Annotated in this window: 16 protein-coding genes; 11 read left to right on the forward strand and 5 right to left on the reverse strand. The window is 67.8% G+C overall.

The window, feature by feature from the left end; genetic code table 11:
• The first annotated feature begins 295 nt into the window (after positions 1-295).
• The 3 genes from E2F48_RS15420 to sucB all read left to right on the forward strand — a co-directional run bounded on the left by E2F48_RS15420 (position 296) and on the right by sucB (position 5,399).
• Complete coding sequence (locus E2F48_RS15420) at positions 296-1,843, forward strand: leucyl aminopeptidase (protein WP_133404831.1); 1,548 nt, start codon at positions 296-298, stop codon at positions 1,841-1,843.
• A gap of 195 nt (positions 1,844-2,038) precedes the next feature.
• Positions 2,039-3,421, forward strand: a complete 1,383-nt coding sequence (lpdA, locus tag E2F48_RS15425; RefSeq protein WP_133404832.1) for a dihydrolipoyl dehydrogenase — start codon at positions 2,039-2,041, stop codon at positions 3,419-3,421.
• Between the two features lie 148 nt (positions 3,422-3,569).
• Positions 3,570-5,399 carry a 2-oxoglutarate dehydrogenase, E2 component, dihydrolipoamide succinyltransferase gene (gene sucB, locus E2F48_RS15430; RefSeq protein WP_133404833.1) on the forward strand — a complete coding sequence of 610 codons (1,830 nt, stop codon included), beginning with the start codon at positions 3,570-3,572 and terminating at the stop codon, positions 5,397-5,399.
• A 206-nt stretch (positions 5,400-5,605) separates the two neighbouring features.
• Here sucB and E2F48_RS15435 read toward each other — a convergent pair whose 3' ends face one another.
• Positions 5,606-9,046: a S41 family peptidase gene (locus E2F48_RS15435; RefSeq protein WP_133404834.1), complete on the reverse strand. Its 3,441-nt coding sequence runs from the start codon at positions 9,044-9,046 to the stop codon at positions 5,606-5,608.
• An 83-nt stretch (positions 9,047-9,129) separates the two neighbouring features.
• Here E2F48_RS15435 and E2F48_RS15440 point away from each other — a divergent pair, with 83 nt between their 5' ends.
• A complete protein-coding gene (locus tag E2F48_RS15440) occupies positions 9,130-10,023 on the forward strand; it encodes a TIGR01777 family oxidoreductase (protein WP_133404835.1) in 894 nt (297 codons plus the stop codon).
• Position 10,024: 1 nt separating this feature from the next.
• On the opposite strand, the gene E2F48_RS15445 is transcribed toward E2F48_RS15440, so the two are convergent.
• The gene (locus E2F48_RS15445; protein WP_165968796.1) at positions 10,025-11,896 is read right to left on the reverse strand and encodes a serine/threonine-protein kinase; all 1,872 of its coding nucleotides are present in this window, start codon (positions 11,894-11,896) and stop codon (positions 10,025-10,027) included.
• Between the two features lie 117 nt (positions 11,897-12,013).
• Between E2F48_RS15445 and lipB the strand changes: the two genes are divergently transcribed.
• From lipB to E2F48_RS15460, 3 genes are all read left to right on the forward strand, one after another.
• On the forward strand, positions 12,014-12,736 hold the full coding sequence (lipB, locus tag E2F48_RS15450; protein WP_133404837.1) for a lipoyl(octanoyl) transferase LipB: 723 nt from the start codon (positions 12,014-12,016) through the stop codon (positions 12,734-12,736).
• Positions 12,733-13,734, forward strand: a complete 1,002-nt coding sequence (gene lipA, locus E2F48_RS15455) for a lipoyl synthase (protein ID WP_133404838.1) — start codon at positions 12,733-12,735, stop codon at positions 13,732-13,734. Before lipB ends, lipA begins: the two co-directional genes overlap by 4 nt.
• Positions 13,735-13,823: 89 nt before the next feature.
• Positions 13,824-14,576: a DUF4191 domain-containing protein gene (locus tag E2F48_RS15460; protein ID WP_133404839.1), complete on the forward strand. Its 753-nt coding sequence runs from the start codon at positions 13,824-13,826 to the stop codon at positions 14,574-14,576.
• A gap of 175 nt (positions 14,577-14,751) precedes the next feature.
• Here E2F48_RS15460 and E2F48_RS15465 read toward each other — a convergent pair whose 3' ends face one another.
• Positions 14,752-15,189, reverse strand: coding sequence for an RDD family protein (locus E2F48_RS15465; protein ID WP_133404840.1), 438 nt, complete (start codon positions 15,187-15,189; stop codon positions 14,752-14,754).
• A gap of 292 nt (positions 15,190-15,481) precedes the next feature.
• Between E2F48_RS15465 and glnA the strand changes: the two genes are divergently transcribed.
• Positions 15,482-16,906, forward strand: coding sequence for a type I glutamate--ammonia ligase (gene glnA, locus E2F48_RS15470; protein ID WP_120169652.1), 1,425 nt, complete (start codon positions 15,482-15,484; stop codon positions 16,904-16,906).
• Between the two features lie 642 nt (positions 16,907-17,548).
• Here the strand turns inward: glnA and E2F48_RS15480 are convergent.
• The gene (locus E2F48_RS15480; RefSeq protein WP_133404841.1) at positions 17,549-17,950 is read right to left on the reverse strand and encodes a hypothetical protein; all 402 of its coding nucleotides are present in this window, start codon (positions 17,948-17,950) and stop codon (positions 17,549-17,551) included.
• Positions 17,951-19,143: 1,193 nt separating this feature from the next.
• On the opposite strand from E2F48_RS15480, the gene E2F48_RS15485 reads away from it, so the two are divergent.
• Together E2F48_RS15485 and E2F48_RS15490 are read left to right on the forward strand one after the other, a co-directional pair.
• Positions 19,144-19,356, forward strand: coding sequence for a hypothetical protein (locus E2F48_RS15485; RefSeq protein ID WP_133404842.1), 213 nt, complete (start codon positions 19,144-19,146; stop codon positions 19,354-19,356).
• A 331-nt stretch (positions 19,357-19,687) separates the two neighbouring features.
• The gene (locus E2F48_RS15490; RefSeq protein ID WP_133404843.1) at positions 19,688-21,817 is read left to right on the forward strand and encodes an acyltransferase family protein; all 2,130 of its coding nucleotides are present in this window, start codon (positions 19,688-19,690) and stop codon (positions 21,815-21,817) included.
• A gap of 119 nt (positions 21,818-21,936) precedes the next feature.
• Here E2F48_RS15490 and E2F48_RS17400 read toward each other — a convergent pair whose 3' ends face one another.
• Positions 21,937-23,133 (reverse strand): hypothetical protein, encoded by a 1,197-nt coding sequence (locus E2F48_RS17400; protein ID WP_165968797.1) that lies wholly within the window; start codon positions 23,131-23,133, stop codon positions 21,937-21,939.
• Between the two features lie 364 nt (positions 23,134-23,497).
• On the opposite strand from E2F48_RS17400, the gene E2F48_RS15505 reads away from it, so the two are divergent.
• On the forward strand, positions 23,498-25,639 hold the full coding sequence (locus tag E2F48_RS15505; protein WP_133404845.1) for an acyltransferase family protein: 2,142 nt from the start codon (positions 23,498-23,500) through the stop codon (positions 25,637-25,639).
• Positions 25,640-25,646 lie beyond the last annotated feature (7 nt).

Genomic DNA, 25,646 nt, shown 5'->3' on the forward strand with positions numbered 1-25,646 from the left:
CATCGGGGTTCCAACTACTCTGCTGATTCTCTCAACACCGTGGGCGCATCCAACATTCCGCACCGCCGACACCGGGAAATCCGGCGGGCCCTGGTGAAGACCCGGGGCCCCGGCCGGCGGGAGGTCCGGCGGCGCGGCCGGCGCGACGGCGGGCAGCGGCCAGCCCGGTCCGGGTGGGCGGGTGCCAAGGAGATACGATCGAACAACGGACACCGGCCTGCCCGCGGCCCGGCGCCGGGTGCTGCACAGGCGGCCCGGAGCCCGATTCCCCATTTCGGAAAGAGGAAACACCTTAGTGATGAAGCCAAGCGAGCCCACTCTGACAGCGGTTGCCAAAGATCTCAAGAGAATCCCAAGTGACGCCCTGGTCATTGGGGTGGGCAAGGGCCAGGACGGCCCGGTCCTGCTCGACAGTCCCCTGCCGGCGAAGGCCGCCCGCGCCCTGGGCGATTCGCTCCAGGTCCTCGGCGTGACCGGCGCCGCCGACGACGTCCGCCGGCTGGCAGCACTGCCGGACACCGGCTCGGAGTCCCTCGTGCTGGTCGGCGTGGGCCCGGTCACCCCCGGAAACGCGCTGCCGGCCGAGACCCTGCGGCGCGCCGCCGGAGCAGCGGTCCGCCAGCTCAAGGGCCTCGAGACCGTGGTGCTCGCCCTGCCGGCACCGGGCATAGCCGAAGCCACGGCGGTCGCCGAGGGGGCCGCCCTGGGTGCCTACGCCTACGACGGATACCGTTCGGGGCTCGGCGCCGACGGCAGGCCCGCCCCGCGCAAGGATGACGGACCGGTGCGCACCATCCTCGTGCACACCGACGCCGCACAGAACGCCGCGCTGACGGCCGGGCTGGCCCGCGCCGCCGTCCTGGCGAAGAACGTGAACGCCACCCGCACCCTGGTCAACCAGCCGCCGAGCCACCTCTACCCCGAGAGCTTCGCGCAGGCAGCGCGGGACCTCTCGAAGGGCCTGCCCGTCAAGGTGACGGTGATGGATGAGAAGAAGCTCGAACGCGACGGCTACGGCGGCATCCTCGGGGTCGGCAAGGGCTCCTCCCGGCCGCCGCGCCTGGTGAAGGTCGAGTACGCCCCCGCCCGGTCGAAGGTCCACCTTGCCCTCGTCGGCAAGGGCATCACCTTCGATTCAGGCGGACTGTCCCTGAAGCCCGCCGCTGGCATGCAGACGATGAAGCTGGACATGGCCGGTGCCGCCGTCGTGCTCAACACGGTCCTGGCCGTGGCCGAACTGGGCCTGGCCGCCAAGGTGACCGCCTGGCTGTGCCTCGCCGAGAACATGCCCTCGGGCACCGCCCAGCGCCCCGAGGACGTCCTGACCACCTACGGCGGACGCACCGTCGAGGTCCTCAACACCGACGCCGAGGGCCGCCTGGTCCTCGCCGACGGCCTCGCCGCCGCCAGCGAGGAAAACCCCGACGCCATCATCGACATCGCCACCCTCACCGGCGCCCAGATGATCGCCCTGGGCAACCGCACCTCCGGCGTGATGGGCGACGACGGCGTGCGGGACGCGGTCAAGGCCGCAGCCGACCGCGCCGGCGAGTCGTTCTGGCCCATGCCCCTGCCCGAGGAACTGCGCCCGAGCCTAGACTCCCAGGTGGCCGACATCGCCAACATCGGCGAGCGGTTCGGCGGCATGATGACGGCGGCCGTCTTCCTGCGGGAGTTCGTCGGCTCGACCGACGGAGAGAAGATCCCGTGGGCGCACCTCGACATCGCCGGACCGGCCTTCAACGAAGGCTCCGCCTACGGGTACACGCCCAAGGCGGGCACCGGCGTCGGCCTCCGCACGCTCCTGGCCTACGTCGAGGACGTGCTCGAGCGGGCCTCCTAGGCCAGCATGAAGGCCCGCCCGGCATACCGCCCGGCGGGCCTTCGTGAGACTGCCCACACGTGCCCTGAATGGGCGGTTCCCATGTGGCCGCGGGCAGCATCTGGCGATAGGGTAAAGCCTGATCACCAAGCAATTTGGCACAATCAATCACCGACGCGTCCCGGCGCGTCATTGCTTACGCGAGGGAGCGTCAAAGTGGCCGATACGGCAGCTGCGCAAGAATTCGACATCCTGATCCTCGGCGCGGGAAGCGGTGGCTATGCTGCCGCCCTCCGGGCCGTTCAGCTGGGTTTGACCGTAGGTCTCGTGGAGAAGGGCAAGCTGGGCGGCACCTGCCTCCACAACGGCTGCATCCCCACCAAGGCGCTCCTGCACACCGCGGAGGTCGCGGACAGCGCCCGCTCGGCAGGCAAGTACGGCGTGAACGCCACCTTCGAGTCGATCGACATGGGCGCGGTCAACGCCTACAAGGAAGGCATCGTCGCCAGCAAGTTCAAGGGGCTGACGGGCCTGATCAAGTCCCGCGGCATCACCGTGATCGAAGGCGCCGGCCGGCTGACCTCCTCGAACACCGTCGAGGTCGACGGGACCAGCTACACCGGCAAGAACATCGTCCTGGCCACCGGTTCCTACTCGCGGACCCTGCCCGGCCTTGAAATCGGCGGCAAGGTCATCACCTCCGACCAGGCCCTGCAGATGGACAGCGTCCCCAAGAGCGCCATCATCCTCGGCGGCGGCGTCATCGGCTGCGAGTTCGCCTCCGTCTGGGAGTCCTTCGGCGTCGACGTCACCATCATCGAAGCCCTCCCTTCGCTGGTGCCCAACGAGGACGCCACCATCGTGAAAGCCTTCGAGCGTGCGTTCAAGAAGCGCGGCATCAAGTTCAACACCGGCACCCGCTTCCAGAGCGTCGAGCAGAACGACGACGGCGTCACCGCCACCCTCGAGGACGGCAAGACCTTCAAGGCCGACCTCATGCTCGTGGCCGTGGGTCGCGGACCGGCCACCGCGGACCTCGGCTTCGAAGAGGCGGGCGTCACCATGGACCGCGGCTTCGTCATCACCAACGAGCGCCTCCACACCGGCGTCGGCAATATCTACGCCGTCGGCGACATCGTCCCCGGCCTGCAGCTGGCCCACCGCGGCTTCCAGCAGGGCATCTTCGTCGCCGAGGAGATCGCCGGCCTCAAGCCCGTCGTCGTCGAGGACCTCAACATCCCAAAGGTCACCTACAGCGAGCCCGAGATCGCCTCGGTCGGCTACACCGAGAAGGCCGCCAAGGAGAAGCTGGGCGAGGACAAGGTCCTGACCCAGGAGTACAACCTGGCGGGCAACGGCAAGAGCTCCATCATCGGCACCGGCGGGCTGGTGAAGCTCGTCCGGGAGAAGGACGGCCCCATCATCGGTGTCCACATGATCGGCAGCCGCATGGGCGAGCAGATCGGTGAGGCGCAGCTGATCGTCAACTGGGAGGCGTACCCCGAGGACGTCGCCCAGCTGGTTCACGCCCACCCGACGCAGAACGAAGCCCTCGGCGAGGCAGCCCTGGCTTTCGCGGGCAAGCCCCTGCACAGCTGAGCTCCGCCCGCACCCCCACTGCGGGCCCGGTGCACCCCAAACGGGGTGCACTAAGCTCGCAATAAGCCATCCAAGCATTTCCGGCTAACCCCGCACCACCGGGGGCCCAGCCGCCAGGAACGAACCAACAAGGAGAAACGGGGACACTATGTCTGAATCCGTGAACTTACCCGCTCTCGGTGAAAGCGTCACCGAGGGCACCGTCACCCGCTGGCTGAAGCAGGTAGGCGACCGTGTCGAAGTTGACGAGCCGCTCCTTGAGGTCTCGACCGATAAGGTCGACACCGAGATTCCCTCGCCGATCGCGGGCGTAATCGAAGAGATCCTCGTCGCCGAGGACGAGACGGCCGACGTCGGCGCCCCCCTGGTGCGCATCGGCGACGGCTCGGGAGGCGGCTCGGCCGACTCCAACGGCAGCGCGGCTCCCGCCACCGAAGCCGCCCCGGAAGCCGCAGCCGAAGAAGCACCCGAACCGGCCCAGGAAGCCGCCCCCGAGCCCGCTCCCGAGGAGGCTGCCGCGCCGGCCGCATCCGCCGGATCGGACAGTGGTTCGGACAGTGGGTCCGGCGAAGGCACGGAGGTGACCCTGCCCGCCCTCGGCGAGAGCGTCACCGAAGGCACCGTCACCCGCTGGCTCAAGGCCGTCGGTGACGAGGTCGCCGTCGACGAACCGCTCCTCGAGGTCTCCACCGACAAGGTCGATACCGAAATCCCCTCCCCCGTGGCCGGAACCCTCCAGGAGATCCGCGTCAACGAGGACGAAACGGCCGAGGTCGGCTCCGTCCTTGCTGTCATTGGAACCGGCGCAGGTGCACCGGCCAAGGCCGAAGCACCGCAGGGTGAACCGCTCGCCGCCGGCGAAGCGGAGACCCGCGAAGCCCCGGTCGCGGCACCCAAGGCCGAAGAGGCTCCGAAGCCCGCCGAGAAAACCTCGGAGCCCGAGCAGGAAGCAGCGCCCGCCCCGCAGGCGGCACCCGCTGCTCCGCAGGAAGCGCCCGCCGCCAAGGCGGACGCCCCGGCGGAATCCCAGCCGGCCGGGGACGCCTACGTGACCCCGCTGGTGCGCCGCCTGGCCAACCAGAACGGCGTCGACCTCGCCTCCCTCCGGGGCACCGGCGTCGGTGGCCGGATCCGCAAGCAGGACGTCCTTGAGGCAGCGGAGGCGGCCAAGGCCGCGGCCGCCGCTCCGGCTCCCGCCGCGGCACCGGCGTCCACGCCGGCCCGCGCCGCCGCTCCCGCCGTGGAGCCCTCGAAACTGCGCGGCACGGTCGAGAAGGCCCCTCGGATCCGCCAGACCATCGCGAAGCGGATGCGTGAGTCCCTCCAGGTCTCCGCCCAGCTCACCCAGGTCATCGAGGTGGACATGAGCCGCATCGCGCGGCTGCGGAACACGGCGAAGAACAGCTTCCAGGCCCAGAACGGCGCCAAGCTGACCTTCCTGCCCTTCATCTCGAAGGCCGTGATCGAAGCGCTGAAGCAGCACCCGAAGCTCAACGCGTCCTTTGACGAGGAAAAGAAGGAAATCACCTACCACGACGCCGAGCACCTGGCGATCGCGGTGGACACCGAGAAGGGCCTGCTGGTACCGGTCATCCGTGATGCGGGCAACCTGAACCTGGGCGGCCTGGCGAAGAAGATCGCCGACGTCGGATCGCGGACGAAGAACAACAAGATCGGACCGGACGAGCTCGCCGGCGGAACGTTCACGATCACGAACTTCGGCTCGGTCGGGGCCCTGTTCGACACCCCGATCATCAACCAGCCCCAGGTGGCCATCCTCGGCACCGGGACGATCGTCAAGCGCCCGATCGTCGTCACAGACGCCGACGGCGAAGACACTATCGCCATCCGTTCGATGATGTACCTGAGCCTGACCTACGATCACCGCCTGGTCGACGGCGCGGATGCCGGACGGTTCCTGCAGACCCTCAAGGCACGCCTTGAGGATGGAGCCTTCGAAGCCGAGCTCGGCCTCTAGGCTCTCCGCTTTCCAGCAAAGGGCGGCGTTCCCCACGGGGAACGCCGCCCTTTGCTATGGGCTGCCGGTCCCGTCGGTCCTCGACGCCCCCGCCGGCGGCCGCCTGCGCCGCACGAACAGGGACAGGGCGGGCACGGAGCGCGGCGGGTCGGCCCGGATGCCGGCCCGCCGCGACCGATCAGCCCGGACCGGTCAGCTGGGGCCGGTCAGCTGCCCGGGCGTGCCGGCAACGGCGCGGGGCGCAGCGAACGGTAACCCTCCCGCGCCGGCGGGAGGTCGGTGGGCAGCTCGGTGAGCATTTCCTTGAGGGTGGCCACCCCGTGCTCGAGCTGCGGGTCCTCCCCTGCGGCGTAGGCGTGCGGCGGGAAGGGCACGTCGATGTCGGGATCGACGCCGTAGTTCTCAACGCCCCAGCCGGGCCCGCCGGTCATCCAGAAGGAATACCTCGGCTGGGTGACGCCCGTCCCGTCGGCAAGGCGGAACCTTCCGTCAATTCCCACCACGCCGCCCCAGGTCCGCGACCCGATGACCGGGCCGATCCCGCGCAGCTTCGCGACCTGCGTGATGATGTCGCCGTCCGAGCCGGCGAACTCGTCGGCGAGGATGACCACGGGCCCGCGCGGTGCGTGCGCCGGGTAGGTTCCGGGCTGCTCGCCGCGGGGGAAGGCCCAGGCCGTAACCTTCCGCCCGATCAGCTCCGCCACCAGCTGCGAGGTGTGACCGCCGCGGTTGCGCCGCACGTCGACGATCAGGGCGTCGCGGCCGGTTTCGCGGTCGAGGTCGCGGTGCAGCTGGGCCCAGCCGTTCGCCACCATGTCCGGGATGTGAAGGTAGCCGAAGCGCCCGGCGGAGGCCGCGTGCACGATCGAACGGTTGGCGTTCACCCAGTTCTGGTAGCGCAGCCGTTCCTCACTGCGCAGGGGCACGACGGCCACACGCCGGGTGGTGGCCGCGCCGTCGCCGTCCCGGCGGGTCACGGTCAGCTCGACGGTCCGGCCGGCCGAACCGGTGAGCAGGACCGGCGGCCCGAAGCCGGCCGGGACGGGCACGCCGTCGACGGCGTCGATGGTGTCCCCCTCGGCGACGGCCACCCCGGGGGCGCTCAGCGGGGAGGAGGCCTGCGGGTCGGAGGATTCGCCGGCGAAGATCCGCTTCACCGTCCAGCCGGCCTCCGTCGGCTCAAGCTCGGCGCCCAGGAAGCCCTGCGCCCCGCTCGGCTCCGCATTCAGGGCCGGAGTGACGTAGGCGTGGGAGGTTCCCAGCTCGCCGTGGAGCTCCCAAAGGACGTCGATCAGGTCATCGTGCGAGCCGATCCGGTCGAGGAGCGGACGGTACTTCGCGCCGACCGCCTCCCAGTCAATGCCGCCGAGGTCGGGGGTCCAGAAGAAGTCGCGCTGGAGCCGCCAGGTCTCCTGGTAGGCCTGCTTCCAGACGGCGACCGGGTCGAGCAGTACCCGAACGCGCTCGAGCCCCACCTCGATCCGCTCGGGTGACTCCGGCTCGACCTTGCCTGAGGTGGGGACCGCGGTGACGGTGCCCTGGCGGACGACCACGGCGGTCGAACCGTCCCCGCTGACCCGGTACGAGTCCGCCTCGGCGACGAGGACCTCGACGGTGCGCCGCTGCAGGTCGAACCGTTCCAGCCGGCGCGCCGGCTCCTGGTCGGAGGGAGTGGCCCTGCCGTCACCGGTCAGTCCCCCGGCCTCCCCCGCCGTCCACAACAGAGCGCCCTCGACCGCGGAGAGGGATTCGTAGCGGCCCTGGGCGACGGGTACGGCGATGATCCGTTCCCCGATGCGGTCGGCGTCAACGCTGACCGCATCGGGCGCGTCTTCAGCGCCGCCGTCGTCCTTCCCCGCGCCGTCCGGGCGGGCGGAATGCGCGGCCGGGCCGAAGGGCGAGGGTGTATCGGCGGCGAGCGCCACCAGGAAGGGCTTGGTCGAGGCGGGGAAGCTGAGGTCGAAGCGGTGGGTGTCGTACACCGGATCGAAGCTGCGGTCCGAAAGGAAGGCCAGGTACCTGCCGTCGCGGGTGAAGACGGGCGTTGAGTCGCGGAAACGCCCGTCGGTGAGGTCGTGGACCTCGGCCCCTTTCTCCGCCCGGGCGATGCGGATCCGGGTCCGGGCACCCTCGGTCGTCACCGGCTCCGCCCAGGTGACCCAGCGCGAGTCGCCCGAGAAGGCGACATCGTTGATGGCGCCGTGCTCGGGCGCGGCAAGCGGGAAGAACGTCCCCGAGGCCACCTCGAGCACCAGCAGCCCGCCGAGTTCACCGGAGACGGCAACACGTGCCCCATCCGGGCTCACCGCGAGTTCGCTTGCGCGGAACGGGCCGTCGAAGGCGAAGGTGCGCAGCAGCCGGGCCTCCGGTGCGTCCTGGGCGGCGAGCGCGGTGGAGCCCGGGTCGCCGGACCCTCCGTCGTCTCCGGCCGGCGCCTGTACCGCAGGTGCTCCCTGAACCGCCGGCACGGGGGCCGGCAGGGCGGGGCCAGCGCTGTTCCGCTCCGGGACTTGGGCGGTGCCCGGCTGCAGTGCGGTGCCGGCCGGACGGGCGGCACCGAAGACATCGCGGATGTAGAGGGATTCCTCGCCGCCGTGGTCGGCGACGTAGACGACGCCGTCGGCCCCTAGGGGCCGTCCCAGCCGGGCCCGCACGCCGGCGGTGCCCTCGATCACACGCGAGGGGCCGTCCCGGTGGGTCAGCCAGTGGAGGGTTCCGTGGGTTTCGACGACGCTGGCATCGCCTGCCGGAACCGGGACGGCGGCGGCGAGGTGGCGGGCCGCGTCGAGCAGAATCGGCCGCCGCGAGGTTGAGGCCGACCCGAGCTCGATGTCCAGCCGTTCCGGCGCCGTCTCCGGTTCGAGCGAGCCCAGCAGCCATAACTGTCCGGCCGATTCATAGACGATCCGCTCCCCGTCGGTGGAGGCGTGGCGCACGTAGAAGTCTTCATTGTCGGTGTGCCGGCGCAGGTCCGAGCCCTGCCGGTCCACGGAGTACAGGTTGCCGTAGCCCTCGTGGTCCGAAAGGAACGCCACGCGCCCTCCCACCCACATGGGATCCGTGAGGTTTCCGTCGAGCTCGGGCACGAACCGGGAGAAGCTTCCGCCGCCGTCGGCGTCGATCCACAGCTTTCCGGCCGTTCCGCCGCGGTAGCGCTTCCACCACGCCTGCTCGCGCGTCATCACGCTGCCGATGATCACCGGGCGCTCGTCGCCGAGCGCTTCCCCGTGCACAATGGTGTCAACCGGCCCGTACGGGAGCACCGTCTGGGCGGAACCGTCCAGTGGCACCCGGTAGGCCCAGGCCAGCCGGGGGTCCTCATGCCGGTAGGCGCTGGTGGCGATGACGTCGCCCTCTTCGGTGAACCCCTTGACCCGGGTGTTCTGGTGCCCCCAGAAGGTCAGGCGCCGGTAGCCGCCGCCGTCGGCGTTCGCCGCCACCACCTCGGGCGCACCCGCCTGCACAACGGTCCAGGCGATTACCTTTCCGTCCGGGGAGAACCGGGGGTTGCGGGCGGGCAGCTGCATCGCCGAAATGCGCCACGCCCTTCCTCCCGAAACCGGCGCCACCCAGACGTCGTTTTCGGCGACGAACGTGACGGAATCTCCGGAGAGATGCGGATAGCGTAAGTAGTCTGAGGATCCCATTGCCCGATTCTAGCCACAGCCTCCGCCGCAGCCGCTGAGGCCGCCGTGTTCCCCCCGGACGTCGTGGATGGTTCGATGGGGGCATGCATATTCTCATCGCCGGCGCTTCCGGCCTGATCGGCAAGGCTCTCCAGAACCGGCTGCGGGACAACCACACGATCACCCGGCTAGTCCGGCGAGCTCCCGCAGGCCCGGACGAGGTGGCGTGGGATCCGGCCCGGGGCGACCTCGAGCCGTCGGTGATGGACCGGGCCGACGCCGTCATCAACCTTTCGGGCACGTCCATCGCCGGCGGCCTGTGGACCCGCAGCCACAAGGAATCCCTCTACTCCTCGCGCATCCGCTCCACCCGCACCCTGGTCGAGGCGATGCGGCGGGCCGGCAGCCCGCCGGCCGTGTTCCTCAGCCAGTCCGCCTCCGGCTACTACGGGAATCGGGGCGATGAGGTGCTCACCGAGGCCTCAGGCTCCGGGAACCTCTTCCTGTCCGATGTGTGCCGCCGGTGGGAGGCCGAGGCGGTGAGGGCCCCCGAGGGCGTGCGCACCGTGCTAACCCGCACGGGCATCGTCATGAGCCGGAAGGGGGGCGCCCTGCCGAAGCTGCTCCTACCGATGCGTCTTTACGCCGGCGGCCCCCTGGGAAGCGGACAGCAGTGGTGGCCGTGGATCACCATGACCGACGAGGTCCGTGCCATGGAACACCTGCTCACCGCGGAGGTGGAAGGGCCGGTGAACCTCAACGCGCCGCAGCCGGAGAGGCTGCAGACACTCCTGACGGAGCTGGGCAGGGCGCTGCACCGCCCCACCCGCTTCCGCGTCCCGCAGAAGGTCCTGACCGTGGCGATGGGCCAGCTCGCGGACGAGCTCCTGCTGGTGAGCGCACGGATGGACCCGAAGGTCCTCACCGCCTCGGGCTTCCGGTTCGACGCCATGACCGCCGCCGATCTCGCCGAGCAGGTCCGGGACCGGCGGGTCTGACTCAGGGGCCCGGCACGGCCGCATAGACCGAGTGGATCTTCCAGCCGTCCTCCTCCCGTAGGACGAAGACGAGTTCCTGCCGGCGCGGGGGGACCTCTGCCGAGACGGCGGCTCCCGCGCTGTCGAGTTCGGTGTGGGCCGAGACCTCCATGGTGGCGGTGACCACTGCGGTCCGGGACGCGCCGCCGTCGGCGGGCGCGTTCGACCCCCGGGGTATCGCGGCCGGGGGTTTTGCGGCCGGGGATTCGACGATCTGCGCCTCGATCACGGTCAGCCGCAGCCCGGTCAGGCGCCGGCCGGCTTCCGCAAGAGCAGTGACTTCCCGAAGGTCCGATGCCATCGCCGGCGACCCCCGCGTGTTGACCTCGTCGAGCACGGCCGGGTCCGCCCGGGCAAAAGCGGCGGCGCGCTGTTGCGAGAGCTGAGGCAGTGCCTTGAGCGGGTCAACCGCTGGGTCCGGCTCGGGCGCCGGAGGCCTCGACGGCTTCGGGTTGTCCGGCGCCGGTTGTGTTTTCGGAGTGGCCGGGGTGACCGATGGACGATGTGCCTCCGCCCGGTCTGGTGCGCCAAGGGACTCGAGGGCCTCCGGTGGCCGCTCGGGCAGCCGGAGGCGCCCGCCCTCCCCCTGCGCCCAGACCGCGCCGACCGCAAGCAGTACCGCGAGAACTCCCGCCGCGATCCACCGTGGAATCGAGCGTGGAATTGAGCTTGGTACCGGGCCGGGTCCCGTCCGTGCGGCCGACCGTCGGCCCGTCCCGGCTGCAGCAGCGCGGCGGCGCGGTTCCGCGGGCCGGGAATCCGTCCTGCTGCCCGGGGCCCGGGCCCGCGATCGCGATCTCCCCTTCCTGCTCCCGAACGCTGTTCTCGCACCGGACCTGCCGGACCTGCGCCCGCCCGAACCGATACGGCCCAGGGGACCCCAAGGCCTGGCGTTCGGTGCCGCGTCGCGCCGCGTAAGGAGGCGCGGGCGGACATCCTCCTCCACCGCCTCGACGAGCCCGACCGGCACCGCCGTACCCGCCCTCAGGCTCCCCCGCGCGAAGGAGACGGCATCGGGGCGCTGCATCGGGTCCTCGGACAACGCCTCCTCGATCAGGGCAAGGAACCGGGGCGGAATCTCGGGTACCAGCATCGACAGGGGTGGGCGCTGCGCGGACTGCCCGGGGACCCGGCCGGTCAGGGTGAACCACGCCACCGCGCCGAGGGCGAAGACGTCGGCCTCGGTGCCGAGGCACCCCGGCTCGGATGGGCGGGGATCCCTGAAGCCAGGCGTTCCGGCCGTGCGCCGCAGCCCCTCGCCGAGACGCCGCCCCAGTTCGAAGTCGCTCAACAGCGGCTTGCCTTCCTCGGTGAAGAGGATGTTCGAGGGAGTGACGTCACCGTGGGACACACCCTGCCCGTGGAGGTAGGCCAGAGCCTGTGCAACGGGCACCAGGACCGTGACCGCCTCGCAGATCGGCAGCGGGCCCCGCACCGCCACCAGGTTCTGGAGGGAACCTCCGGGGGCGTAGTCCATGAGCGCACCGGGGCCGCGGTCCGTCGCCACAATCCCGAGGATGGTCACGAGGTGTTCGTGGCACAGCCCGCCCATCACGTCCGCCTCCCGGTGGACCAATCCTTCCGCCAAGCCCGGATCCGTTCCGTCCGAATCCGCGCCGGAAAGTCCCCCGAAGCCGACCTTCAGCGCGAACACACCGCCGCCGTCGTGCGCCGTGACGAGCCAGACGGAGGAACTGCCACCCCTTCCGAGCAGGCGTCCCGTCTCGAACCCCTGAACCGAGGGCGGAGGCCCGGCATCACCATATCCACCGTCCGGCACAGGGGCAGCGCCGGGGTCGGTGAAACCGTGTCCATCGCTGGCGGAGATGTCCATCCTTAAGTTGTAGTCTCCGAAATACCACCCGAGACCCTTATCCACAGGACAGAGGTACCTCTTTCCGGTGCAGATTTTCCGGGCCTTTTTGCAGGTGGCGGGCATTACCCTTAACCCATGACTCTCGAGTTCGCCAGGATCGGCCTCCATCCCGACTACGTCGACTACACGAGGGCCTGGGACCTCCAGCGCAGCCTGCATGACGCAGTCGCCGAGGGACGCTCGCCGAGCACCGTGCTCCTGCTTGAGCACGAGGCCGTCTATACGGCAGGAAAACGCACCGAGGACCACGAGCGGCCCTTCGACGGCACGCCGGTGGTGGCGGTGGACCGCGGCGGGAAACTCACCTGGCACGGCCCCGGCCAACTCGTCGGGTACCCGATCCTCGCCCTGCCCGAACCCACTCGGGTGACCGACTACGTAGGGATCCTTGAGGACGTCATCATCGCCGTGCTGAAGGACTACGACCTCCAGGGCATCCGCATCGACGGGCGGTCGGGGGTGTGGATTGCCGCCGGAGGAGGACTGCCGGACCGGAAGATCGCCGCCATCGGAATCCGCATCAACCGGCGGGTGACCATGCACGGATTCGCGGTGAACTGCAGCAACAGCCTCGCACCCTTCGAGCAGATCGTTCCCTGCGGCATCACCGACGCGGGCGTCACCAGCATCTCCACCGAGACCGGCCGCACGGTTCCACCATCGGACATCGTGTCGCGCATCGAGGAAGAACTGCGCAAGAATGAGTCAGCATTGGTACTCGACGACGCGGCTCCAACGCTTCCCGACGGACCGACCGACGACGCTGGCGCCGACCAGCCCAAAGGAGCTTTACTGTGAGCCTGGCCCCCGAAGGACGCCGCATGCTGCGCATCGAAGCGCGCAACGCCGAGACGCCCGTGGAGCGCAAGCCGGATTGGATGAAGGCCAAGGTCAATATCGGCCCCGAGTTCGTCTCCATGAAGAACCTGGTCAAGAAGGAAGGCCTTCACACGGTCTGCGAGGAGGCGGGCTGCCCCAATATCTTCGAATGCTGGGAGGACCGCGAGGCCACCTTCCTCATCGGCGGATCCGAATGCACCCGCCGCTGCGACTTCTGCCAGATCGACACCGGCAAGCCCCAGCCCCTGGACCGCAGCGAGCCCTTCAAGGTGGCCCAGTCGGTCAAGTCAATGAACCTCCGCTACGCCACCGTGACCGGCGTCGCCCGCGATGACCTGCCCGATGAGGGTGTCTGGCTATACGCCGAAACGATCCGCCAGATCCACAGCATGAACCCGGGCACCGGCGTCGAAATACTCATCCCCGACTTTTCCGGGCGGCCCGAACACATCGCGGCCATCTGCGACGCGGCTCCCGAGGTGTTCGCCCATAACGTCGAAACCGTCCCGCGGATCTTCAAGCGGATCCGGCCCGCCTTCCGGTATGAGCGGTCCCTCGACGTGATCTCCCAGGGCCGGGCGCGCGGCATGGTGACCAAGTCAAACCTGATCCTCGGGATGGGCGAGACGCGGGAGGAAATCTCCGAAGCGCTCCGGGACCTTCACTCCGCCGGGTGCGACCTGATCACCATCACCCAGTACCTCCGGCCGAGTGAACGGCACCTGCCGGTGGACCGATGGGTCAAGCCCGGCGAGTTCGTCGAGCTCCGCGAGGAGGCCGAGGACATCGGGTTCCTCGGGGTCATGAGCGGACCGCTGGTGCGCTCCTCCTATCGGGCCGGCCGGCTGTGGGCGCGGGCCATGCGGCGGAAGGGGCTCGAGCTTCCGCCGGAGCTTGCACACCTGGATGACTCCGGCCCCTCACTCCGGGAAGCCTCCGATCTGAAGGCCGGTTAACGGCCCGCAGGCACCTCAGCACTTCCGGCTTCAATCGGCCGCTTCGGCGCGGCCTGAGCGCGGCCGCCATCACGTAGAATTGAGCCACTATGTCGCACAGCATCAATCCTGAGGGATCCCCCACGCCCAAACGGCGCCTTTTCTCCCGCAAGCCCAAGGCTGCCAAGCCGGCGAAGAAGACCGGCAGGACCAAGCAGATCCTCGAAGTCTTCAAGATGACGAGGCGCAACGACCCGAACGTGGTCTGGCTGATGCTCCTTGCCTTCCTGGGCATCATTGCTGTGGGGCTGATTATCGGCCTGCTCATCCAGAACGTCGTGACGCTGATGCTGATCTCGGTGCCGCTGGCCTTCCTGGCTGCGGTATTCATCCTGTCGCGCCGTGCCGAACGTGCTGCCTTCTCGCAGATCGAGGGCAAGCCGGGCGCCGCCGGCGCCGCGCTGAGTGTGCTGCGCAGGGGCTGGATCCTCGAGGAGCAGCCTGTGGCCATGAACCCGCGCTCCCAGGACGCCGTCTTCCGCGCCATCGGCCGCCCCGGCATCGTGCTCGTCACCGAAGGCCCGTCCGGGCGCGTGAAGCGCCTCGTCGACGACGAGCGACGGAAGATGGCCCGCATCGTACCGAACGTGCCCGTCCACGTGATCCAGGCCGGCCGCGGCGAGGGCCAGGTGCCCCTGGCCAAGGTGGCCAAGACCGCCCAGAAGCTCAAGAAGTCCCTGACCAAGCAGGAGGTGCACGCCGTCGACAAGCGGCTGCGCGCACTTGGTACCCGCCTGCCGATCCCCAAGGGTGTCGATCCGTACAAGGCCCGCCCGGACCGCAAGGCCATGAAGGGCCGCTAGGCCTGCAGACTCCTCTGTGGCAGGAAGCTCCCGGTGTTCCGGAGTTTCCTGCCACAGTTCGTTAAGGGCCAGTGCGTTGGAGGGCCAGTGCGTTGGGGACCGGTGTCGCGGGTCCGGGGCCCCGGGTCTGAGCGCCCGGGTCTGAGCGCCCCGGGTCTGGGCTTCGGCGGCCGGACTAGATCCGGACGAGGACGGTGCCGCGGGCACGGTCGTGGAGGCCGCGCTGGTCGGGGTCGAAGATGAGTGCCGGGATCACCAGGCAGATCAGCACGGAGCGGATGGCGGCGGTGAGGAACCCGGCCGGACGTCCGTCGAGGGTCTGCACCTGCATCCTCAGCACCCGGTGGCCGATGCTGTAGCCGAAGAAGCCGACGAAGAGGATCTGTTCCAGCAGGAACAGGTACGTCGTGGCGAACCCGTCCCAGCCGAAGAAGGCCTGCGAGATGAGGGTGCACAGCCCCCAGTCGATCAACAACGCCACCACCCGGGGCCCAACCCGCGCGATGGAACCGGGGCCGCTCTTCGGACGTCCCAGCCGCTGTCCGGGCCAGTCCTGCGCTCCGGAGGGAGGAGGTCCGTTGAGCCAGGATCCGACGTCGTTTCGATTCACCACAGGCCCAGTTTACCGGCGGACGCCCGCCGGTTTTTCCCGCCCGGCGGGGGCCGCCGCCCCGGCTGACGACGCCGGCACGGCCCGTCGGTCCCCCGCAGGCACGCTAGGCTGAAAGCACTGCCCATTAAGTAACGTGCCGGAAACAATGGTGACACCCGAGGGAAACTGCGCGCTTCTACAGTTGTAACTTGTCGGCTGCAGCAAGGCACTGCCCGTGTGTCCGCTTTCTGTTGACGCGGACACCCGATGACGCCGGGCCGTTACCCAAGCTATGCGTAAGGAGCATCAATCCATGTTCAAGAATGCGGACGAAGTCCTCAAGTACATTGCTGACGAAGGGGTGAAGTTCGTCGACGTCCGGTTTACCGACCTGCCCGGAGTGCAGCAGCACTTCAATGTGCCGGCGAAATCGGTGGACGCCGACTTCTTCATCCACGGCCAGCTGTTCGACGGCTCGTCCATCCGCGGCTTCCAGGGCATCGCGGAATCGGACATGCAGCTGATCCCCGACGTCACCACCGCCTTCATCGACCCCTTCCGGGTCGAAAAGACGCTGGCGCTGAACTTCTCGATCGTGAACCCCCGCACGGGTGACCCGTACCACCGCGACCCGCGCGGCGTCGCCGAGCGCGCCGAGGCCTACCTTGCCTCCACCGGCATCGCCGACACTGCGTTTTTCGCCCCCGAGGCCGAGTTCTTCATCTTCGACAACGTGCAGTACGAATCTTCCCCGCAGGGAAGCTTCTACAAGGTCGACTCCATCGAGGCCCCGTGGAACAGCGGCCGCGAAGAGGTCGGGGGCAACCTCGGCAACAAGACCCCCTTCAAGGGCGGCTATTTCCCCGTCTCTCCTGTCGACAAGCAGGCCGATCTCCGCGACGCCATCTGCGTCGAGCTGGACCGGGCCGGCCTCGAGGTCGAGCGGTCCCACCACGAGGTCGGCGGCGCCGGCCAGGCGGAAATCAACTACAAGTTCACGACGATGACCCACGCCGCGGACGACCTGCAGAAGTTCAAGTACATCGTGAAGAACGTCGCCAACGCCTGGGGCAAGTCGGCAACCTTCATGCCCAAGCCGGTCTTCAATGACAACGGCTCGGGCATGCACTGCCACCAGTCGCTGTGGAACGGCAGCGAGCCGCTGTTCTACGACGAGCGCGGCTACGCCGGGTTGTCCGACACCGCCCGCTGGTACATCGGCGGCCTGCTCAAGCACGCCTCCGCCGTCCTGGCGTTCACCAACCCGACGGTGAACTCCTACCGCCGCCTGGTGAAGGGCTTCGAGGCCCCGGTCAACATGGTCTACTCGCAGGGCAACCGCTCGGCCGGCATCCGGATCCCCATCACGGGTTCCAACCCCAAGGCCAAGCGCATCGAGTTCCGCGCGCCGGACCCCTCGTCCAACCCCTACCTGGCGTTTGCCGCACAGCTGATGGCGGGCCTCGACGGGATCAAGAACCGGATCGAACCGGCCGACCCGATCGACAAGGACCTCTACGAGCTGCCCGCCGAAGAGGCCAAGGACATCCAGAAGGCCCCCGGCTCCCTTGAAGAGGCGCTGCTGGCCCTCGAGGCGGACAACGAGTTCCTGCAGGCCGGCGGGGTCTTCACCCAGGACCTTATCGAGACCTGGATCGCGTACAAGCGCGAGGTGGAGATCTTCCCGCTGTCGCTGCGCCCGAACCCCTACGAGTTCGAGCTCTACTACGGCGTCTAGCTAGATGGCAGGGCTAAACGGGGTTTAGTCCGCCGAGAGTCCGCACGAGCAGCCAGCACTACCGCAACGGCTGCTCGTGCGGACTCATCTTTATCCAGCCAGATGTGCCCGTATGTATCCAGCGTCGTCCTGGCGGAGGAGTGCCGGAGGCGCGTCCGCACCACCTTCAGGTCACGCCCTGATGCGATCAGGAGCGGCTCGAAGTAGCGCCGAAGATCATGGAACCGGAAGCCCTCACGCAGACCGTCGACCGTGGCGCGGGCCCGGCGGAAGTGGGCGGATTACGGTCGGTGATCCTGTGTGGATTGGACGCAGAGCGATCATCATGGGCGGGTCCACCCTCGGCTCCGGATCAGTGACTGGGTACGGGAACCTCGTGAAGGGGCCAATCCCCACTAACTGCGTCGCCGCCGGCGCCCGGCACGCATCCCGCGAAGGGACACCGCGAGCGAAAGGTGGTGGGAAGCATGAGCGGCCCGCACCGTTCCTGACCGGGGATTCCTCCGTCTGCGGATGAATTTGTCCCGCCCGATGAGGTTTCACCCGCCCACGTCGGGCATGCCCCGGACGACTGAGCGGGCACCGGGGAAATAAGGTCTCCGCTTCAAATACAAGACGGACGACTCGCCACCGAAAGACAGGCTACGGGTTCCGCACCACTATCCCGCGATTATCAAGGACACAGGTGTGCCCGCCTGTGGCGGTGCCGTCGAGGGTGGAAAACCATCCCGCGTCGACATAAACCCACTGCCCTTGCTCCGCCCGCCAGAAATGGTTGTAAACCCGGATCGTGACCGGCCCCTCCCCGGGGGAGATTCCCGCCACGATCGAGTAGTGAGTGTTGTCCCCGTTGGCATCGGTCCACGGGCCGGCGGTGACATAGACCCGGTCTGCTGTGTTGGTGTAGTAGGGGCTTCTGAAGCGGATCTCCCATTGGCTCGTGGCCGTGTTGTAAGTCTGGATCTCGGCTTGCCACAGGACGGCACCAACGACGGGCACGCTGGTCGGTGCATCGATGATGACCGAACCCGCAACACACGTCATGGCATTCGGCCTGTCATATGGTGGGGCCGCCAAGGCGCTGGACGGAGAGAACATTGAAGCAGTAAAGGCGAGTGCAATCGCAGCGGCGGCGAGCACTCCCCTCAAGAAAGCGTTCATAGTCGTGAACTTTCCAACTAGCTGAGGTTGGGGATCCGTAATGGATCCCTCTTCTACGTGCTAGTGGTCACTTGCCTTCCGAAGGAAGGGCTCGCACCTCAGAACGGAAGAAAGCGACTACCTGGGTGAATCCCGGCACGGTGTCGATCCGGATGGTGTGGCTACCGCTGACATCATCACCGACGTCTATTCGCACTTGCGGTGTGCAGAACGAACTACACGATGCATCACAGGCCCTTCGCGGGCCGCATGACGGCAGCGTAGGCGCCCACGTCACATCCCGCAAGACTGTGCATTCGAAGACGGGCGCTGGACGTGAGAAGGTGCGTAAACGTCAGGCATCGCTCTGACGACGCCAGAATCATGAAGGAGGCCGCTGTGTGGTTCAGTGCCCATGCGGCGTCACCGCGTTCCGCCCAGCCCAGCCCTCTTTCCCGGTCTGAATAGCGGGCTTGAGGAACCGGATCCTCACGGCTTTGCTGTGCAAGCAAGGGCATGTGCTCCAGGTTGGACGGCTTTCGTTCTGCCCCACAGCACGCCGCACCTCATCCCGGCATCCCCCTAGGATTGAAGTAGTACACACGTTCGGCCAACGAGGTCGCCAAAAGAGCAATTTTGCGTCCCCTTGTGGACGCCCAGAGGCCGGCGAAAGATCACCAGTACCCGGCGCCTCTGCCGATCTGGAAAGCCACGAGGAGTGTCGCGAGACCGCTCAGGGCCGCCATCGTGACCGACCAAGTACTGAAGCGACCTCTCCTTCGTCCCCTTCGTCTCGCCCGATCGGACCTTCGCGGTTCACTCATATCCGTAATCACCACTTCAAGAAGCTCGGGCGCAGGTCCCGACCGAGTATTGGAGGCCATTTTAGGCCGCCGAGGTGAGAAAACTGACTGCAGTCGTGCTGATGTCCGGAAGGCACGTTCGCCCCGCCGAAACTGCACATCACCACGCTTCACTGCGTGCAAAGGGTGGTGAGCTGCAGTTTGGACGGAGGAGATTGGGCGGATGGAGCCGACCGGGTGCATGAAGGTATAGCCGAACCTGTTCAAACCGGCGGTTCGGCGCAACAATCGACCATGGAGAAAACATACGAGGTCGAAGTTGAGCTGGATGCCGGCGCTGAGGTTGAAGACAGTAAGGTCTTCGCGGTGGGCGCGGCGCAGATCCAGACCCTTGCCGCTGCCGACGGCCACACGCTGACCGACGAGGAGGTCTTGCAGGGCCTCCATGCGGAGCGCGTCGCACCCGGCAGCAATAAATGCCGGGTCTCCAAGACCATCCAGTTCTGACCCCGTAGCCCCGCCGCCGCCCCTCATGAAATGGAAGGCGGCTGTGGGATCGATGCCGCCGCCCACCCCGAAAACGGGGGCGCCAGGCCCCCCCGGCACGCTCAAAGAGGCGTGCGGACCGTCAGATGCGACGTGGCACTCTGACACAGCACAGCCGGGATTTCCACTGAAAACTGCTGCGACACCGCGCGGGCCGCCAATGAAAGGATTGACCCACGCGATGGCGGCTGGACGGCAGCGGGTCCGGCGCCGCCGAATTGGCTGAAAAGCACAGCACCCTTAGAATTTTCCGAACGCCGCAAAACCGTTCGACGGATGGAGGGGTCGGTTAATGAGCAACGCCGTGCGCACGATGGCGCCCCCACGCCGCGCCACTACGCCGGCCAAAGAGGTCCGCAAGGATGTGCAGGGCCTCCGGGCCATTGCAGTGCTGCTGGTGGTGATCGCCCACCTCTGGCCGGCACTTCTGCCCGGCGGGTATGTCGGAGTCGACGTGTTCTTCGTCATCTCCGGCTTCCTGATGACCAAGCACCTGCTCTCAGAACTCGGGCGCACCGGTGGCGTCCGGCTTGGCGCCTTCTACCTCCGCCGCATCAGGCGGCTGCTGCCCGCCGCGCTCACGGTTGCACTTGTCTCTCTGGCGGCGGCGTGGGTTTTCCTGCCGTTCCCGAGATGGGCCGCCCTCGCCTGGGAGACCATCGCCGCCACCGTCTATATCGAAAACTGGGTCCTTGCGGATAAGTCCCTTGACTACTCGGCGGACAACGCGGCACCGTCGACGGTCCAGCACTACTGGTCGCTGTCGGTGGAGGAACAGTTCTACCTCGTCTGGCCGCTGTTCCTGCTGGGCCTGTTCCTGTTCGCCGGCCGGTCGAGGCTCCCCTCCGTCCAGGTGGTCCGCGGGGGTCTGGCCGCCGCCGGCGTGCTCTCCCTGATCGCCTGCATCCACCTGACCTACACCAGTCCCAGCGAAGCGTACTTCGTGACGCACACCAGGGTCTGGGAATTTGCCGCCGGCGGACTCGTGGCGACCGTCCTCACGCTCCCCCGCACAGGGGCAGGGCTGCTGGTGCGCGGAGCCGCACAGTGGGCCGGACTCGGCCTGATCCTGTTCGCCGCGGTCAGCTTCAATGACGAAACGCTTTTCCCCGGCGCCGCCGCGCTCGTGCCCGTGGCCGGCACCCTGCTCGTCCTGGCGTCGGGTCCGCTCCACCCCGGGTGGTCCCCGAATGCTCTCCTGGCGGCGCCGCCGGCCCAGTTCATCGGGGACATCTCGTACTCCCTCTACCTGTGGCACTGGCCGCTGATCGTCCTGGCTCCCAGCATCCTTGACCGCGACCCTGCTCTCGGCGACGAGGTGCTGCTGCTCGCTGTCGCGGTGGCCCTGGCCGCACTCACCAAGTCCCTGGTTGAGGATCCCGGCCGCACCGTGCTGCTTGCCGGTGCGCCCCTGGGCCGGGTCCTCGGCGCAACGGCCGCCTCAATGGCCGTGGTCTCCGTGGTGGCCGCGGCAATGGTCGTCAGCGTCGACAGCGCCGAGCGTGACCACCGCGCCGTCCTCAAGGATGCCTCGCGGAGCGCCTGCTTCGGGGCCGGCAGCCTCCAGCCCGACCGGCTCTGCCCGGATCCCCTCGGGCCGCCCGCCACCGAGGTGGTGACCGCCGCCGAATCCTATGAGGCGACTCCTCCCGAATGCGGGCGGGCCGCCGATCCCCTCTGGATCAAGAAGGCGAACCGGCTGATTGAATGCGACTTCGGCGGCGGCGCCGATCCGGCTGCCACCGTATGGCTGGTGGGAGATTCCCACGCCGAGCAGTGGCAGGCGGCAATCTTCGAACTTGCCCGGCAGAACCGCTGGATGGTCAAGAAGAGCGTCGTGGACGGCTGTCCGGTCGTCGATGTGCCCCGGGTGGCATTCAAGGGCAAGCCGACCACCAGCGAGGCGTACCGGAAGAAGTGCCTGAAGTGGAGCGGCGCCGTCTCAGAGCGAATCACCGCTGAAAAGCCCGAACTCGTTTTCGTATCGTCCTTCGGCGTGGTGGAGAAGATCGACGACGGAAGCGGCCGCCCGCAGCCCGAGCAGTACCGTGACGGATTCGCGCGCCGGGCCCTGCCCTGGGCCGAGGCAGGCAGCGAGGTGTTCGTCCTTCGCGACACCCCGTTGACCCGGAACCGCGCCACGGCCGAGTGCTTGGCGCAGAACCCCACCGCTCCGCGTGCCTGCTCCAACGACGGCGCCGACGCGCTTCCCGCCGATCCCCTCGCCGAAGCCGCGAAAGCCGCAGGTTCGGACCGGATCAAGGTCCTTGACCTGTCGGATCAGTTCTGCCCCGACGGGCGGTGCTACGCCTCCATCGGTGGAGCCCACGTCTACTACGACGACAACCATGTGACCTCCACTTTCATGCGATCACTTGCCCCCGCTCTGGCCGCCGACCTCGAGGCCAGCCGCGCCGGCTGAGATTCCCACGCCGGGATGCGGCGGACATGAGCTCGCCGCTGGGAGGAGCCCGCTGCCCGCACGAAAAAGCTGCCGCCCACCGAGGGGGTGGGCGGCAGCCTTGGATATCCCGGCCGGATTTAGCAGCGGTTGCGGCGCTGTTCGGCGGTCGATGGATTCTTGAAGCAGGATTCACCGGTGGTGCGGGTGTTCGTGGTGACGATCGGCGCTCCGGGAGCCTCGGTCTCGACGACGAGCGGGGCGATGTCCTCGCGGGTCAGCTTGATGACGGACGCGGCGGGCGCAGTCGCCGTTGTGACATCCTGCCTCGTGTCCCCGTCGCTCGTGGTGATCACCGGAGCGGCCGGCGTGCAGACAACGTCCGATTGCTCGGGCCCGGGCCGGGTTCCTGCCGTGACAACCGGGGTACCCGCGACCTCCGCCGTGGTAACGATTGGATCACCGGCAGCTGGGGAAGTCGCGACGGTCGGCGTGCCGGTGAGAATGGTGGGTCGGTCCATTTCGTCGAATCGGAACGTCGAGGTCGTCGAGGTCGTGGTGCGTGTCGTCGGCTGCGAGGTCGTCGCGGTCCGCGTCGTCTGCTGTGTGCTCGCGGTCGCGATTACTGTCTGGAAGGTCGTTGTGGTGCACGACTCCCGCGGCTGCGTGGTGGTGAATACCTCGGTGACCGGCGTTGTCGTGGTGATCAGCGTCTCGCGGGGCTGGGTCGTCGTGGTGACCCGCTCCTGCGGAGTGGTCGTCGTGGTGACAACGGTTGTCGGCGTCGTCGTGGTGGTGAGGACGGCCCGGTCGCACTTTTCGACAGGCTTGGCCGCCCGGTCGTTGTTGACCCTGCGGCAGTTGGTCGTTGTCGCCTGGTCGGTGCTGGTCGGTGTGCCCCGCTCGGTGCGGGTGGTGGAGGTCGGTGTGCCGGCGACGATGACGTCCTCACTGGTGGCCTCGCCGGCGTCACGGTCCTCCTCGGTGACGACGGGGGTGCCGCGGCGCTCGGTTTCGACGACGGCCGCCTCGCCCGCATTGCGTTCCTCGGTCGTTACCGCGGGGTTGGGCTGGCGGACCGGCTCCGATGTGTCGACCGTGACCGGCGGACCGACGGGGCGGTCCGGGCCGAACGTGGTCGTCGCTGCGCCGGAGGGGAGGGCGGGACCGACAACGGTGGTCGTGATGGTGCAGGTCTGGCTGTTCGTGCTGGTCGTGCCGCCGACCGCGGTGCAGTTGGCCCGCCGTTCGGCGGGACCGGCGAAGCCCGGGACGGCTGGTGCCAGTGCGACGACGAGCCCGAGCGTCGTCGCGGCTACCAATGAAGAAAAACGCATAATTAACTCTCTGTTCAGGGGTGAACCCGCGAGCGGGATGCCCTGACCGTAAGGCTGCTGATCAATCCGCGGCAACGAAACCGGACCCCATTTGGAGGGGTCGGGTAGCATACGGGCGATAAACAGGTAATTGCCCAGAGCATCGAGTGCTGTTGACGCCAACTGATCTGGTGCGACACGTCTCAGGAATCCCTTCTTTCACAGGAGGATCGCCTAGACTCGTTCAGTCGCAAGAGGGCTTGTGCCCGTCCTTCCATTGAGGGCGGTGGTGGGGATTCGCCTTGACGCGATGCCCGACATCCACCCGGAATTTCCGCCGGTTTCTTTTGCGTCGTGCGAACCCGCCGGATGATGGAGCTACTGGATGATCGACAACGCCATGCAGACGCAGAGGCGTCCGCGCAGGTCCGGCTCGACCAAGGGAGCCCGGCGGGACATCCAGGCGCTAAGGGCCGTCGCCGTTGGTCTTGTGGTCCTCAACCACCTCTGGCCCTCCTCGCTGCCGGGCGGGTATGTCGGCGTCGACGTGTTCTTCGTGATCTCGGGGTTCCTTATATCCAAGCATCTGCTGGGCGAGCTCGACCGCACGGGAACAGTGCGCCTTGGCGCCTTCTACGCCCGCCGCATCAAGCGGCTGCTGCCCGCGGCGCTTACCGTCTCGGTCGTATCTCTTACCGCGGCCTGGGTGTTTCTGCCGTTTCCGCGATGGGAGTCAATTGCGCAGGAAACCGTCGCCGCCACCCTCTACGTGGAGAATTGGTTCCTCGCTGCCAGATCGGTCGATTACTCGGCGGCGAATGCGGCCGCCTCGACGGCCCAGCATTACTGGTCGCTTTCCGTCGAGGAACAGTTCTACCTCGTGTGGCCGGTGTTCCTGCTCGGTCTCTTCCTCCTGGCCGCCCGATTGCGGCTGAGGCGTCAGCCGACCGTCAGGCTCGGACTCGCCGCGGTCGGGATTCTCTCCCTGGTTTTCTGTATTTTCATCACCTATACCAGCCGCAGCGAAGCCTATTTTGTGACACCCGCCCGGGTGTGGGAATTCGCCGCCGGCGGACTGTTGGGCACGCTCGCAGCAGCCAACATACCCTCCTACCGTCTCGGTGGCAGGCTGCGCCTGAGTGGGATGGCTCAGTGGCTTGGATGCGCCCTGATTCTCCTCTCGGCATTGACTTTCGACGAGTCGACGTTCTTCCCCGGCAGTGCTGCCCTGGTGCCGGTGGCCGGGACGATGCTGGTTCTCTGGTCCGGCCCGCATCATCCGCGATGGTCCCCCAACGTGCTGCTAGCGGTCAAACCCGTTCAGTTCATCGGTGATATCTCCTACTCCCTCTACCTTTGGCATTGGCCGCTGATTGTCATCGCCCCGGGCGTCCTCGACAGGGACCTTTCGAACTGGGACAGAGCGGCGCTGCTTGGGGCCTCCGTGGTGCTTGCTGTGCTCACCAAGTACCTCATCGAAGATCCGGGCCGGACCCGGCTGTTCAAGGGTTTTTCGCCCCGCCGCATCTTCACGCTCACCCTCGTGGCCATGGCTGTGGTCACCGTGACTGCCGGAGCCATGGTGTTCACCGCCAGTAGTCTGCAACGCGAGCAGAGTGCCGCCTTGGACGCAGCCTCCGGGGGGCCGTGTTTCGGGGCCAAGAGCCTCACCGCCGGTCGCCATTGCGCAGATCCGTTCGGACCGCCCGCGGTTGCGGAAGTCAGCGCGGACGATGCGCCGTGGAAATCCGCCAAGGAGTGCACGAAGGCCGACAACCCAATTGTTGTCGACGGCAAAGTGCGCCTCACCGAGTGCAACTTCGCGAATGGCACGGCAGCAGCGGTGACCGTCTGGCTGGTTGGGGATTCGCACGCTGAGCACTGGCAGTCAGCCGTCACCGAGCTTGCCCGCCAGAACAACTGGGTGCTAAGAAAGAGCCTCTTCCCCGGTTGCCCCATCGTTGACGTGGAAAGGGTCGCCTTCAAGGGTAAGCCCGTGAGAGACCCGGGTTTCGACTCCTCGTGCCGGGGGTGGAGCAGCTCGGTGTCGCAACGCATCAACGAGGAGAGGCCAGATATCATCTTCGTCTCCTCCTTCGGCGCCGGCGAAACAATCGAGGATGGCACCGGCCGTCCTCAGCTTGAGCAGTACCGTGACGGCTTCGCGGAGCGGATCACCCCTTGGGCAAACCATGGCGCCGAGGTGTACGTCCTGCGCGATACCCCCCTCACGCTCGGCCGGACCACGGCCGACTGCCTCACCAAGAACCGGGATGCACCAGTGGAGTGTTCGACCGATGGTTCGGAGGCCCTTGCCGTGGACCCCCTCGCCGAGGCGGCGCAGGCTGAGCAATCGAGCAGAATCAAGGTGCTCGACTTCTCCGACCAGTTCTGCCCCGGAGGGCGCTGCTATGCGGCAATTGGGGGCGTCCATGTTTACTTTGATGATGACCACGTGACCGGCACCTATATGCGTTCGCTCATCCCTGAATTTGCCAAACGCTTCAACGCGAGCCGTTCGGGCTGAAACCGCC

It is taken from the genome of Arthrobacter crusticola (assembly GCF_004357995.1).
Classification (GTDB): Bacteria; Actinomycetota; Actinomycetes; order Actinomycetales; family Micrococcaceae; genus Arthrobacter_D; species Arthrobacter_D crusticola.